Source organism: Brevundimonas sp. UBA7506 (assembly GCF_002479495.1).
Classification (GTDB): Bacteria; Pseudomonadota; Alphaproteobacteria; order Caulobacterales; family Caulobacteraceae; genus Brevundimonas.
On the sequence record NZ_DLNQ01000015.1, the window covers coordinates 237,346 to 249,664 of the forward strand.

Annotated in this window: 15 protein-coding genes; 12 read left to right on the forward strand and 3 right to left on the reverse strand. The window is 67.1% G+C overall.

Annotated features, from left to right (window positions below):
- Positions 1–127: 127 nt before the first annotated feature.
- Positions 128–868: an alpha/beta fold hydrolase gene (locus B3K53_RS13700; protein WP_292085026.1), complete on the reverse strand. Its 741-nt coding sequence runs from the start codon at positions 866–868 to the stop codon at positions 128–130.
- 79 nt (positions 869–947) lie between these two features.
- Here B3K53_RS13700 and B3K53_RS13705 point away from each other — a divergent pair, with 79 nt between their 5' ends.
- From B3K53_RS13705 to B3K53_RS13760, 12 genes are all read left to right on the forward strand, one after another.
- Positions 948–1,910: a glycosyltransferase family 9 protein gene (locus B3K53_RS13705; protein ID WP_292085028.1), complete on the forward strand. Its 963-nt coding sequence runs from the start codon at positions 948–950 to the stop codon at positions 1,908–1,910.
- 126 nt (positions 1,911–2,036) lie between these two features.
- Complete coding sequence (gene infC, locus B3K53_RS13710; RefSeq protein ID WP_292085029.1) at positions 2,037–2,558, forward strand: translation initiation factor IF-3; 522 nt, start codon at positions 2,037–2,039, stop codon at positions 2,556–2,558.
- A gap of 280 nt (positions 2,559–2,838) precedes the next feature.
- Positions 2,839–3,036: a 50S ribosomal protein L35 gene (gene rpmI / locus B3K53_RS13715; protein WP_003166435.1), complete on the forward strand. Its 198-nt coding sequence runs from the start codon at positions 2,839–2,841 to the stop codon at positions 3,034–3,036.
- A 111-nt stretch (positions 3,037–3,147) separates the two neighbouring features.
- The gene (gene rplT / locus B3K53_RS13720) at positions 3,148–3,504 is read left to right on the forward strand and encodes a 50S ribosomal protein L20 (RefSeq protein WP_292085030.1); all 357 of its coding nucleotides are present in this window, start codon (positions 3,148–3,150) and stop codon (positions 3,502–3,504) included.
- Positions 3,505–3,652: 148 nt separating this feature from the next.
- On the forward strand, positions 3,653–3,856 hold the full coding sequence (locus B3K53_RS13725) for a dodecin family protein (protein WP_292085032.1): 204 nt from the start codon (positions 3,653–3,655) through the stop codon (positions 3,854–3,856).
- A 58-nt stretch (positions 3,857–3,914) separates the two neighbouring features.
- The gene (gene pheS / locus B3K53_RS13730; protein ID WP_292085033.1) at positions 3,915–4,991 is read left to right on the forward strand and encodes a phenylalanine--tRNA ligase subunit alpha; all 1,077 of its coding nucleotides are present in this window, start codon (positions 3,915–3,917) and stop codon (positions 4,989–4,991) included.
- A gap of 1 nt (position 4,992) precedes the next feature.
- On the forward strand, positions 4,993–5,382 hold the full coding sequence (locus B3K53_RS13735) for a hypothetical protein (protein WP_292085034.1): 390 nt from the start codon (positions 4,993–4,995) through the stop codon (positions 5,380–5,382).
- A 12-nt stretch (positions 5,383–5,394) separates the two neighbouring features.
- Entirely contained in the window at positions 5,395–5,814 is a 420-nt protein-coding gene (locus B3K53_RS13740) for a hypothetical protein (protein WP_292085035.1), read from the forward strand.
- Positions 5,811–6,209: a hypothetical protein gene (locus tag B3K53_RS13745; RefSeq protein WP_292085037.1), complete on the forward strand. Its 399-nt coding sequence runs from the start codon at positions 5,811–5,813 to the stop codon at positions 6,207–6,209. Before B3K53_RS13740 ends, B3K53_RS13745 begins: the two co-directional genes overlap by 4 nt.
- A complete protein-coding gene (gene pheT / locus B3K53_RS13750) occupies positions 6,206–8,629 on the forward strand; it encodes a phenylalanine--tRNA ligase subunit beta (RefSeq protein WP_292085038.1) in 2,424 nt (807 codons plus the stop codon). The genes B3K53_RS13745 and pheT overlap by 4 nt, the downstream gene beginning before the upstream one ends.
- Positions 8,630–8,631: 2 nt before the next feature.
- Complete coding sequence (locus tag B3K53_RS13755) at positions 8,632–9,183, forward strand: TIGR00645 family protein (RefSeq protein WP_292085040.1); 552 nt, start codon at positions 8,632–8,634, stop codon at positions 9,181–9,183.
- A gap of 241 nt (positions 9,184–9,424) precedes the next feature.
- Complete coding sequence (locus tag B3K53_RS13760) at positions 9,425–10,048, forward strand: EipA family protein (protein WP_292085041.1); 624 nt, start codon at positions 9,425–9,427, stop codon at positions 10,046–10,048.
- Between the two features lie 62 nt (positions 10,049–10,110).
- On the opposite strand, the gene B3K53_RS13765 is transcribed toward B3K53_RS13760, so the two are convergent.
- Positions 10,111–11,049, reverse strand: a complete 939-nt coding sequence (locus B3K53_RS13765) for an NAD(P)H-binding protein (protein WP_292085042.1) — start codon at positions 11,047–11,049, stop codon at positions 10,111–10,113.
- Positions 11,050–11,067: 18 nt separating this feature from the next.
- Positions 11,068–12,303, reverse strand: coding sequence for an NAD-dependent epimerase/dehydratase family protein (locus tag B3K53_RS13770; protein WP_292085044.1), 1,236 nt, complete (start codon positions 12,301–12,303; stop codon positions 11,068–11,070).
- Positions 12,304–12,319 lie beyond the last annotated feature (16 nt).

The window sequence follows — 12,319 nt, forward strand, 5'->3', positions numbered from 1 at the left end:
CCTCCCCATTCCATGGGGAGGTGGCGCGGCGCGATAGCGCCGTGACGGAGGGGCCGTTCCCGCCGAGCAGGCCCCTCCACCGCTACGCGGTCCCCCTCCCCACAGAGTGGGGAGGAAAGACGCGGCGCTAAGCCCGCATAGCCTCCACCGCCTCCACCAACCGCGCCAGATCGGCGGGGTTCGACAGGCGGTGGTCGCCGCCCTCGATCAGGTCCAGACGCAGGTCGCCGCCGGTCAGGCGCTCGGCCAGCTCGACCTGATGGCGCCACGGCACCACGTCGTCGGCTCGGCCTTGCAGGACGTGAACGGGCGCGGTGATCTCGATGACGCCGTCCAGCAGCAGCCAGTCGCGCGCCTCCTCGAACATGCGCCGGGTCAGGACATAGGACCCCAAGCCTTCCTCGGTGATGACGGTTTCGCCCTCGCGCAGGATGGCCTGGCGCTCGTGGTCGGCCAGGCCGGGCCACATCAGCTTTTCGGTGAAGTCCTGGGCCGGATTGACCAAGACCAGACCCTTGATCCGCTCCGGTCGCGCCAGGGTCGCCAGCAGGGCCACCCAGCCGCCCATCGAGGACCCCACCGGGATCACCGGTCCTTCAAGACTGTCGATCAGGGCGATCGCGTCCTCGCGCCAGCGGCCGATGGTGGCCTGTTTCCAGTCGCCGGACGATTGGCCATGGGCGAAATGGTCGTAGCGCACATAGTTCCAGCCGCGCTCGCGGGCCGCCGCTTCCAGCGCCAGGGCCTTGGTTCCCTCCATGTCCGAGCGGAAGCCGCCGATCCAGATGACCGTGGGGCCGACGCCCCGCACCGTCTTGAAGGCCAGGGTCTCGCCGTCGGGGCGCTTCAGCGATTGGATGTCGGACATGGAAACTCCTCGGACTGTCATTCGGCGCGGAATGGCTTTAGCAGAGACGGCGTTTCTTCACAGGCCGCGAGAGCCCCGCTTGTCCGCACCCAAAGCCCTCTTTGTCAGTTCGAACCGGATCGGCGATTGCGTCATCTCCTCGGGGGTGATCCGCGAGATCGCGCGCCAGCTGCCGGGGGTTCAGATCACCGTGGCCTGCGGGCGTCCGCCTGCGCCCTTCTTCCGCTCGGCGCCCAATGTCGAGCGGGTCATCATCCTCGACAAGAAGAAGGCCGCCGGACACTGGGTCGATCTGTGGAAGCAGGTGCGCGCCACGAAATGGGATCTTGTCGTGGACATTCGCGGCTCAGCGCTCGCGTATCTGATCCCGGCCAGACGGCGCATCGTCTACAACCGCCGCTGGGAGACGGGCCTGCGCAAGGTCGAGATGGTGTCGCGCCTGATGGGGTCGGCCGCGCCGCTGGATCCGGAGATCTTCCTCGACGCCCAGGCCCGCGCCGAGGCCGCCGCCGTCATCGATCCTCAGCTTCAGGCAGGGTCGGGCGAAGGCCCGATCATCGCCCTGGCGCCCATCGCCCACCAGCCGGGCAAGTCCTGGCCCGCCGATCGCTGGGGCCAACTGGTCGAGAAGCTGAAGGCCGAGCCGCGCTTCGACGGCTGGCGCTTCATGCCCGTCGGCGGACCCGGCGACCGCCCGCCCGCGACCCCGGCGCTGGAGGCTGCGGGCGACCGCGCCATCGACTGCGTGGGCAAGGGCGACATCCTGTGCTCGGCCGCCGCCATTGATCGCGCGGCGCTGTTCGTCGGCAACGACAGCGGTTTGATGCATGTCTCGGCCGCGCTGGGCCGTCCGACGCTGGGCCTGTTCGGACCGACCGAGTGGTGGCTTTACGGGCCGTGGGGTCCGAAGACCCGCACCGTCGCCTCCAACGAGACGCGTGGTCAGTTCGCGCCGATCGAGGATCTGACGGTCGACCATGTATTCGAGGGCGTGTTGGCGCTGCACGACGCCTACATCGGCGCAAACCCTGACCAGCCTTGAATTTCAGGGCTTCTGTCGTCATATTCCGCCCGCCGGGAACGCGCCGCCCTGTCGCGCGCTGATCCTCGCGAGAGATTACAGCCTGTCTTCTGACCACATAAGGAAACGACGCCCATTCGCCGTCCCATGCAAGCGCCGCCCGTCAAGGACGGGCCGCCCATCAACCAGGAAATCCGCGCCACCCGCGTTCTGCTGATCGATCAGAACGGCGAGAAACAGGGCGTCATGCCGCTGTCCGCCGCCCTGGAAGCCGCCGAAGAGGCTGGCCTGGATCTGGTCCAGATCGTCGGCAACGCCGAGACGCCGGTCTGCAAGATCCTGGATTACGGCAAGCATCGTTTCCAGGAGCAGAAGAAGAAGGCCGAGGCGCGCAAGCGTCAGAAGATCGTCGAGCTCAAGGAAATCAAGCTTCGTCCGAACATCGACACCCATGACTATGAGGTCAAGGCCAAGTCGATGCACCGCTTCTTCGAGGAGGGCGACAAGGTCAAGGTGACCCTGCGCTTCCGCGGCCGTGAAATGGCGCACCCGGAACTGGGCATGAAACTGCTCAACAAGGTGCAGGCCGACTTCGATGAAGTCGCCAAGGTCGAATACGCCCCGCGTATGGAAGGCCGCCAGATGATCATGATCCTGGCGCCTCGCTAAGAGGCTGCCGCCTCCTGGCGAGGCTTTTCGGGTCGCTATGCTCGCCGCGCGGCGGCTCGCGACTTGAGTGAGGATCTCGGATCCGGTTCAAACGCCCGGCCCAGACGCTCTGTTCTGGCGCCGGGCGTCTTGCTTTTGGGGGGGCGGCGCCGTAAAAGCCGCCCCTTCGCGTACCGAACAGCCGGGCTAACAGGCATGCCTGGGCCGTTCGTTTCAGCTCCGCACTACGGGCTCATGTAGCTCGCAGAGCGGTAGCCCACTAAAATCAGAGAGAGTGAAAATGCCGAAACTGAAGACGAAGTCTGGCGCCAAGAAGCGCTTCAAATTCACGGCCACGGGCAAGGTGAAAGCTGGCGTCGCCGGCAAGCGCCACCGTCTGATCAGCCACAACTCGAAGTACATCCGCCAAAACCGCGGCACTTCGGTCATGGCCGACGCCGACGCCAAGAAGATCAAGTCCTACATGCCGTACGCCTGATCGGCGCGCTGCATACCTGATCATCCTGTCACACTGAATTTGAACGACAGTCCCTCAAGCAGCGAGACCCCGCGGGTCGAGCGCTAGGGACTTCCCGAAGGGAATAAAAACATGGCACGCGTCAAACGGGGCGTTACGTCCCACGCCAAGCACAAGAAGGTTCTGAAGCAGGCCAAGGGCTTCTACGGCCGCCGCAAGAATACGATCCGTACGGCCAAGGCCGCCGTCGACCGCGCCGGCCAGTACGCCTACCGCGACCGTCGCAACAAGAAGCGTTCGTTCCGCGCCCTGTGGATCCAGCGCATCAACGCCGCCGCCCGTCTGGAAGGCTTCACCTACTCGCAGTTCATCCACGGCCTGGACAAGGCCGGCATCGTGCTGGACCGCAAGGTTCTGTCGACGATCGCCGCCGACGAGGCCGGCTTCAAGGCCATCGCCGACAAGGTCCGCGCCGCTCTGGCCGCCTAAGCGATACCGCATCACTGATGCTGAAAACGCCCGTCCCGGTTTCCGGGGCGGGCGTTTTTCATGGCCAAGTCGGACTTTTTGGGCGGATCGGGCGTTGGGTTCGGCAGCCGGTTCGACAGGCGAGCCGGCGGTTGAGGAGGCTTCGCCCATGTCCGTCGCCCGCGTCACCGAGATCACCGCATCGTCCACCGTCAGCTTCGACGACGCCGTCGCCCAGGGGATCGCCCGGGCCGACAAGACCCTGCGTCACGTCGAAGGGGCCTGGATTCAGGACCAGAAGGTGGTGGTCCGAAACGGCGAGATCGCCGAATACCGCGTCAACATGAAGGTCACATTCGTTCTCGCGGACTGAGCCCGATCGACGCTGAAGGCTTTGCGTGACGGCCGTGTCGGGCTAGACGCTGCGGACCATGACCGATCTCGCCCAGCTAGAACTCGACCTGATCAACGCCATCGGAGCGGCCGAAAGCGTCGCTGCGATCGAGGAGGTGCGCGTCGCCGCCCTCGGCAAGACGGGGACCATCTCGGCCCTGCTGAAAGGGATGGGCGCGCTCAGCCCCGATGAACGCCGCGAACAGGGGCCGATCATCAATGGCCTGCGCGACCGCGTCAGCGCCGGCATCGCCGCGAGGAAGGCCGAGCTGGAGGCCGCCGAGCTGGACGCTCGTCTGCTGGCCGAGCGCGTCGACCTGACCCTGCCCAGCCGCCCGCGCCGCAAGGGCGGGGTGCACCCGACCATGCAGGTGATGGACGAGATGATCGCCCTCTTCGCGGAGATGGGCTTCGCCGTGGCCGAAGGCCCGGACATCGAGGACGACTTCCACAACTTCACCGCCCTGAACTTCCCGCCCAAGCATCCGGCGCGGGAAATGCACGACACCTTCTTCCTCAAGCCCGACCCGGAAACGGGCGAGCGCAAGGTCCTGCGCACCCACACCAGCCCGGTGCAGGTGCGGACCATGATGTCGCAGAAGCCGCCGATCCGCATCATCGCGCCCGGTCGCACCTTCCGTAAGGATTCCGACGCGACGCACACGCCGATGTTCCATCAGATCGAGGGTCTGGTGATCGACCGCGACATCCACATGGGTCATCTGAAGACGACGCTGGAGACCTTCATCGCCCGCTTCTTCGAGCTGGACGACGTCAACGCCCGTTTCCGCCCGCACCACTTCCCTTTCACCGAGCCCTCGGCCGAGATGGACATCCGCTGCGACCGCTCGGGCGGCAAGCTGACCCTGAACGAGGGCGAGGACTGGCTGGAGATCCTGGGTTGCGGGATGGTGCATCCGAACGTGCTGCGTAACGCTGGCATCGACCCGGACGAGTGTCAGGGCTTCGCCTTCGGCATGGGCGTCGACCGCCTGGCCATGCTGAAATACGGCGTCTCCGACCTGCGCCCCATGTTCGAGGCCGACACGCGCTGGCTGGCCCACTACGGCTTCTCGGCCTTTGCCGCGCCGAACCCCGCCAGCGGACTGTCCTGACATGAGCCTGCTGCCGATCAACCGCCCCGTCGCCCTGGTCGAGGACTTCGGCGCCGCGGTTTTCGAGAATGTCGATCTGACCCTCTTTGAGGTTTTCGCCCATGCTGCGAGGAACGGGCCTGGCCTGATCCAGGGCCGCACCTTCAAGGGCTGCCGCATCCAGGGGCCCGCGATTATCCTTGTCTCCAACGGCGTGACGTTCGACGAAACCAATTTCGGCGACAGCCGCGGCGACATCCGCAACCTGGTGCTCAAGCCCGTCGGGGACAAGGCGATCGGGACCATCCCGATGCGTGACTGCGCTTTCATCGGCTGCGAATTCTACGGCGTAGGCTTTACCGGGACCGATGAGTTCGTCGCCCAGATCGTCGCCCTGCCGAACTCTCTCTAGATCGAAACAGACATGACCGACACGACACAGACCCCGATGTCCGCAGAAGAAAAGTTCGGCCGCGAACTGGTGGCGCGCACCGCCTTCGAGAAGGAAGCCGTCTGGCTCCCCTCTCTGGCGGTTCATCACATGAATGCCGGCCAGACCTTCATCGAGGGCAAGACCTTCACCGAGTGTCTGATTGAAGGCCCGGCGGTGATCGCCGTCATGAACGGCACCACCTTCGACACCTGCCACATGGGCGTGGCCCAAAATCCGCGCACTCTGCTTATGGACCCTCGCGGCGACATGATCGCTGGCGCCGTTGGCATGTCGAACTGCCGGTTTGTTCGCTGCCGCTTCGTGCAGGTGGCCTTCACGGGGGCGCGTGAGATGCTGGATGAGATGGAGAAGGATCTCGCGAGCGCATGGGGAACGGCGGTTCAGGCATGACCGAAGTCGCCAACGCTCCCCTTACGCTTGAACCGATCGGCCCAGGGCCGACCTACACCCGCATCAGCATCTGGTTGCCGCAACTTCTCCTTGAGGTCATGCGGGCTGGCGCGCCGGCGATCGAGAACCGTCGTTTCGAGGGCTGCCTGTTCGAGGGGCCCGCAGTGGTCCTGCCGATCGAGGGGTGCGAGTTCGACGGCTGTGACCTGGGAGAGACCAAGGGCGATCCGCGCAGCCTGATGCTGGCGCCGCAGAGCCTGAGCCGTGTCGTCGGCCCGATCCCGTTCCGGAACTGCCAGTTCATCAATTGCCGCTTCGTCGGCGTCGGCTTCACCGGCACGCCGGCCTTCCTCGATTCCATGGCCGAGGCGATCAGCGGCGGAGCCGCCCAATGAAGTTCACGCTTTCCTGGCTGAAGGACCACCTCGAGACCGAGGCCGACGCCCACCAGATCGCCGAGGCCATGACGATGGCCGGGCTGGAGGTCGAGGACGTTCACGACCCCGTCGCCGCCCTGGCCCCCTTCACCGTGGCCAAGATCATCTCGACCGCGCGGCATCCCGATGCCGATCGCCTGCAGGTCTGCCAGGTCGACACCGTCGACGGCATGAAGGAAATCGTCTGCGGCGCGCCCAATGCGCGTCCGGGCCTGACCACCATCTACGCGCCCATCGGCGCCTATGTGCCCGGCCTGGGCGTGTCCCTGGTCGAGAAGCCGGTGCGCGGCGTCGTCTCGCACGGCATGCTGTGCTCGGCCTCGGAACTGCAACTGGCCGACGAGAGCGACGGCATTCAGGAGCTGCCGCCGGAAATCCCGGTTGGCGCCCCGGTCGCCGGTCTGTTCGGCGCCGAGCCGGTCATCGACTTCGAAGTGACCCCTAACCGCCCCGACTGGCTGGGCGTCGCCGGCATCGCTCGCGACCTGGCCGCCGCCAGCGTCGGCAAGCTGAAGCATTTCGACATCGCCGTGGTGCGCGGCGCCTTCCCCTCGCCGATCTCGGTGCGGCTGGATGCGCCCGAGATGTGTCCGGTCTTCGCCGGTCGCGTCATTCGCGGCGTCAAGAACGGCCCGTCGCCGGCCTGGCTGCAGAAACGCCTGACCGCCATCGGCCTGCGCCCGATCAACCGTCTGGTCGACGTCACTAACCTGATCGCCTATGACCGCGCTCGGCCCTTGCATGTCTATGACATGGCCAAGCTGTCGGGGACCGAGATCGTCGTGCGCGGGGGGCTGACCTCGGCCGAGACGGGCGAGCCCGAGCACCTGATCGCCCTGGACGGCAAGACCTACGCCGCCTCGTCGGCCGACTGCGTCATCGCCGACGCCGCGGGCGAGCGCCCCATCGGCCTGGGCGGCGTCATGGGCGGCGAGAGCACCGGTTGCAGCGACGACACCACCGACGTCTTCCTGGAAAGCGCCTGGTTCGAGCCCATCGTCATCGCCCAGACGGGCCGCACCCTGGGCATTCACTCCGACGCCCAGTACCGCTTCGCGCGCGGCGTCGATCCGGTCTCCGTCACGCCGGGTCTGGAGCTGGCCACGCGTCTGATCCTCGACCTGTGCGGCGGCGAGCCGTCCGAGATCGTCTTTGTCGGCGAGCCGCCGGCCAGCCCGGCGCCCTTCGCCTTCGACCCGGCCTATGTGCAGCGCCTGACGGGCATGGAGCTGGCCGACGACCGCATCGGCACCATCCTGGGCCAGCTCGGCTTCCTGGTCACCGCGGGCGGTTCCGATCAGGCCGAACCCTGGACCGTGACGCCGCCGTCGTGGCGTCGCGACGTTGAGGGCCGTGCCGACCTGGTCGAGGAGGTGGCGCGCATCGAAGGCTTCGCCGCCCTGCCGAACACGCCCCTGCCCGAGGTCGCCCGCGCCCCCGGCGGCGTGCTCAGCCCGCGTCAGGCCCGCGTCCGCACGGCGCGTCGCGCCCTGGCCAGCCTGGGCTACGCCGAGGCCGTGACCTGGTCCTTCACCAAGCAGTCGACGGCCGCCCTGTTCGGCGGCGGCGACGAGCGTCTGGTGCTGGAAAACCCCATCGCGGCGGACCTCGACTGCATGCGCCCGTCGATCCTGCCCAACCTGATTCAGGCGGCGGCGCGCAATGCCGCGCGCGGCCACGCCGACGCGGCCCTGTTCGAGATCGGTCCGATCTATCTGAACGACCAGCCGACCGGTCAGCGCACGGCCATTGCAGGCCTGATCGCGCCCCATCCCGATCGGCACTGGGGCGGTGCGGGCGAGGACGCCCTGTTCGGCCTGAAGGGCGACCTGCTCGCCCTGCTGGAAGAGATCGGCGCGCCGGTCGCCTCGCTGCAGCTGGCGCAGGGCTCGAACCAGAACTGGTGGCACCCTGGCCGTTCGGCCCGCCTGCAACTGGGACCCAAGAACGTCATCGTCGAGTTCGGCGCCCTGCATCCCCGCGTTCTCAAGGCCCTGGACGCCGACGGCCCCATGCTGGCCTTCGAGATCATCCTCGATTCCGTGCCGGAACCGCGTGGAAAAGGCGGCAAGGCCCGGGGCGCGGCGGATCTGCCGAACCTGATGCCGCTGTCGCGCGACTTCGCCTTCCTGATGGACGAGGCCAAGGCCGTGGGCGACCTGACCCGCGCCGTCGTCGGCGCCGACAAGAGCTTGATCGCCGAGGTGCGCGTCTTTGACGTCTATCGCGGCCAGGGCGTGCCGGAAGGCCAGAAGTCGGTGGCGATCGAGGTCGAGATCCAGCCGCGCGCCGCGACCCTGACCGAAGCGGAGATCGAGGCCCTGACGGCCAAGATCGTCGCGGCTGCCGGCAAGGCCGGCGGCACGCTGCGGAGCTGAGCATGGCGGACAAGAAACCCTGGGCGGAGACCACCTTCGAGCGCAACCTGTTCCGTGCCCGCTGGCTGATGGCGCCCTTTTATCTAGGCCTGGTGGCGGCCCTGGTGATGCTGCTCGTCGTCTTCGTGCGCGAGCTGATCTACTACGTGCCGCAGGCCTTCATCGTCGGCGAAGGTCATATGGGGTCGGACGGCGCCATCCTGGCCATCCTCAGCCTCGTGGACCTGTCGCTGGCGGGCAATCTGCTGCTGATTGTTCTTTATTCGGGCTATGAGAACTTCGTGTCCAAGCTGGACCTGGACGAGAACCATGTCGACCGGCCGCCGTGGATGGGCTCGGTCGACTTCTCGGGTCTGAAGATGAAGCTGATCGCCTCCATCGTGGCGATCTCGGCCATCTACCTGCTCAAGAGCTTCATGAACATCGGCAAGCCGGGCCATCCCCTGGACGAGGCCGGGCTGATGTGGGCGGTGATCATCCACCTGACCTTCGTGGCCTCGGGCGTCCTGCTCGCGGTCATGGACTGGGTCGCCGCCAAGACTGACAAGCACTAGGGCTTCGCCCTAGTGTTTTCTTTTTGGGGCCTATCGCGCTTACGCGCTACTTGAGGCCCGCGATATTGGGGCTTCTAGCGGCGTCCGGGGGCTGCTGACAAAGGCTTGATCGGGTCAGGCGGCGTCGAATACGGTCAAGCAAGGTTCGGTTAACCTTAAAGCCCCAAGGCTGCCGCAAAAGACACGGACGGTGGGCCAAGCCCGCGACGATGGGCGACCCGTCCCTGTCAGGAGCCTCGACATGCATCGCCGCCAACTGATCCGCACCAGCCTTGGTCTCGCCGCCGCCGGCGCCCTGCCAGCCGGCCTCGGCGCCTGCGCCTCGACGCGCCAGCCGACCGACCCCAACTATCCGATCGCCTCGGATCAGACGGCTCAGGCCTATACCTTTGAGGAACTGGTCGCCGCCGGCTCGCGTGAAATGGGCATCGCCGCCGAGGCCATGGGCTCGGCCATCGAGCGCATCTTCGCCGAACAGGGCGACCGCCCGACCGCCTATATCGCCGGCGAGGAAGCCGCCGGGGCCGCCGTGGTGGGCGTGCGCTACGGCCGCGGCGCCCTGCACATGAAGGACCTGTCCGCCTCGCAGGAGGTCTTCTGGCAGGGCGCCTCGGTCGGCTGGGACGTCGGCGGCAACGCCAGCCGGGTCTTCACCCTGGTCTACGGTCTCTATCACCCCGACATGCTCTATCGCCGCTACCCGGGCGTCGAGGGTTCGGCCTATCTGGTCGCGGGTCTGGGCGTGAACTATCAGCGCGCCGACGGCATCGTTCTGGCCCCGATCCGCACCGGCGTCGGCCTGCGCCTGGGCGCTAATGTCGGCACCATGAGCTACAGCCGTCAGCGGAACATTCTTCCTTTCTAAGGAAGAAGGGGCGCTAACGCTCGCGACGCGGTCGCTCGCTGCTTGAGCGGCATTTTAGAGCGCTAGCGTCCGCCGCGCGGCGGCGGACTGTTTGAGCGCCTTGAGGGGTGCGCTTGCGGCGAAGGCGCCGTGAGGATGCTTTCTAGCCCCTCGCGCCAGGTCGGGTATTGGGGCCGCCAGCCCAGCTCGGCCTTGGCGCGGGCGTTCGAGAGGCGCTTGGAGTCGTTGTAGAAGCGGCGCATGGCGTCCGACACCGACGGGTCGTCCAGCGACACCTCGGGCGGCAGGGGCAGGCCCAGCCGCGCCGCCGCCCCCGCCATCACCACGTCCGCCGGGGCCGGTTCGTCGTCGGACAGGGTGTAGGCGCGGCCTGGATGGGGACGGGCCATGGAGGCGAAGAAGCCGGCCACGGCGTCCTCGACATGGATGCGGTTGAAGACCTGACCAGGCTTCTTCACCAGCCGCGCCGTCCCGTCGCGCAGGCGGTCGATCGGCGAGCGGCCTGGTCCGTAGATGGCGGGCAGGCGGAAGATTTGCACCGTCAGCCCCATGCCGCGCCCGGCGTCCAGCCAGTCCTGCTCGGCCCGCACGCGACGTGCCCCCTCCAGGCTGGCGGCGTTCAACTCGTCGTCCTCGAAGGCCCAGCCGCCCGCCCGGTCGCCATAGACGGCGGTCGATGAGACATAGCCGATCCAGTCGGGATAGGCCTGGACGGCGCTGATGGCCGGGATCAGGGTCTTCAGGCCCGGGCAGCCGGCGCCGTCGGGCGCAGCGGTGATCAGGATGGCCGAGGCCTCGGCGACGGCGGCCTGCAAGGCGTGGACGTCAGTGGGATCGACCGCGACGACGCCGGCGTCTGTCAGCTCTTTGCGCCGCGCCGGATCGCGCGAGGTGGCGAGGGCGCGGTTACCCCTGCGGATCGCCTCGCGCGCCGCCTCAAGCCCCAGATAGCCGCCGCCGAAGACCAGAAGCGAAGGGGCGGCGGGGGCAGGCTGGGTCATGGCGGTCCGGTCAGGCGATCAGGCGGTCTTGCCGACGACGGGGGCGGCGGCGGGGGCTGTGTCCGCCCCCTGAGACTGCAGCGCTTCGGCGCGCTTGTCGTTCCAGGCCGAGACGCAGGCGATCTTGGATCGGTCGGCGCGGTCGGCGTAGCGGCGGGCGATGTCGGTCACGTCGGCCATCAGGCCCTCGGCCAGGGTGATGGGCTTCAGGCCCAGGTCGCGGAACTGGTCATTGGCGACGACCAGTTCGTTCTCGTCGGCTTCCTGACGCGGGTTGGCGACGTTGTGGACTTCGGCGCCGGTCATGTCGGCCACCATCCGGGCCAGATCGCGTACGCGGCGGCTCTCGGTCATCTGGTTGAGGATCTTGACCCGGTCGCCGGACTTCGGCGGGTTGTTCAGCGCCAGCTCGACGCAGCGCACCGTGTCCTGGATATGGATGAAGGCGCGGGTCTGACCGCCCGAGCCGTGGACCGTCAGCGGATAGCCGACCGCCGCCTGCATCAGGAAACGGTTCAGCACCGTGCCGTAGTCGCCGTCATAGTCGAAGCGGTTGATCAGGCGTTCGTCCTGCTTCGTCTCCTCGGTCTGGGCGCCCCAGACGATGCCCTGGTGCAGGTCGGTGATCCGCAGCCCGTCGTTCTTGGCGTAGAACTGGAACAGCAGGGCGTCCTGGGTCTTGGTCATGTGATAGATGGAGCCGGGGTTCGGCGGGAACAGGATCTCCTGCTCGCTCGGACCGTGGTCGGTGTCGACCGTGACCTTCAGATAGCCCTCGGGGATACGCAGGCCGGCGGTGGTGTAGCCATAGACCCCCATGGTCCCGAGGTGGGCCAGGTGGACGTCCCGGCCGCTCTCGACGATGGCCGCCAGCAGATGGTTGGTGGCGTTCAGATTGTTGTCGACGGTGTAGAGCTTGTGCCGCGCCGACTTCATCGAATAGGGGGCAGCCCGCTGTTCGGCGAAGTGGACGACGCTGTCGGGCGCCCAGTCCTTGATCTGGGCGACCAGTCGGTCGAACTCCTTGCCGACCGTCATGTTGACGAAGTCGATGGTGCGGCCGCTGACCTCATTCCACGCCTTGATGCGTTCGCCCATGGTGCGGATGGGGGTCAGGGACTGGACCTCCAGCTCATTGTCGATGTTGCGACGGCTGAGGTTATCGACGATCAGCACCTCCCAGCCGCGCGCCGAGAGGTGCAGGGCCGTCGGCCAGCCGCAGAAACCGTCGCCGCCGAGGATCATCACGCGCATCGGTAGAACCCTGTGT

What these genes read in the sequence shown, in the direction of transcription:
- pheS (WP_292085033.1), top strand. Translation starts at nt 3,915, where the DNA reads ATGACCGATCTCGCCCAGCTAGAACTCGACCTGATCAACGCCATCGGA.
- rpmI (WP_003166435.1), top strand. Translation starts at nt 2,839, where the DNA reads ATGCCGAAACTGAAGACGAAGTCTGGCGCCAAGAAGCGCTTCAAATTC.
- B3K53_RS13765 (WP_292085042.1), bottom strand. Translation starts at nt 11,049, where the DNA reads ATGACCCAGCCTGCCCCCGCCGCCCCTTCGCTTCTGGTCTTCGGCGGC.
- B3K53_RS13735 (WP_292085034.1), top strand. Translation starts at nt 4,993, where the DNA reads ATGAGCCTGCTGCCGATCAACCGCCCCGTCGCCCTGGTCGAGGACTTC.
- B3K53_RS13770 (WP_292085044.1), bottom strand. Translation starts at nt 12,303, where the DNA reads ATGCGCGTGATGATCCTCGGCGGCGACGGTTTCTGCGGCTGGCCGACG.
- B3K53_RS13740 (WP_292085035.1), top strand. Translation starts at nt 5,395, where the DNA reads ATGACCGACACGACACAGACCCCGATGTCCGCAGAAGAAAAGTTCGGC.
- B3K53_RS13760 (WP_292085041.1), top strand. Translation starts at nt 9,425, where the DNA reads ATGCATCGCCGCCAACTGATCCGCACCAGCCTTGGTCTCGCCGCCGCC.
- infC (WP_292085029.1), top strand. Translation starts at nt 2,037, where the DNA reads ATGCAAGCGCCGCCCGTCAAGGACGGGCCGCCCATCAACCAGGAAATC.
- B3K53_RS13725 (WP_292085032.1), top strand. Translation starts at nt 3,653, where the DNA reads ATGTCCGTCGCCCGCGTCACCGAGATCACCGCATCGTCCACCGTCAGC.
- B3K53_RS13755 (WP_292085040.1), top strand. Translation starts at nt 8,632, where the DNA reads ATGGCGGACAAGAAACCCTGGGCGGAGACCACCTTCGAGCGCAACCTG.
- pheT (WP_292085038.1), top strand. Translation starts at nt 6,206, where the DNA reads ATGAAGTTCACGCTTTCCTGGCTGAAGGACCACCTCGAGACCGAGGCC.
- rplT (WP_292085030.1), top strand. Translation starts at nt 3,148, where the DNA reads ATGGCACGCGTCAAACGGGGCGTTACGTCCCACGCCAAGCACAAGAAG.
- B3K53_RS13745 (WP_292085037.1), top strand. Translation starts at nt 5,811, where the DNA reads ATGACCGAAGTCGCCAACGCTCCCCTTACGCTTGAACCGATCGGCCCA.
- B3K53_RS13700 (WP_292085026.1), bottom strand. Translation starts at nt 868, where the DNA reads ATGTCCGACATCCAATCGCTGAAGCGCCCCGACGGCGAGACCCTGGCC.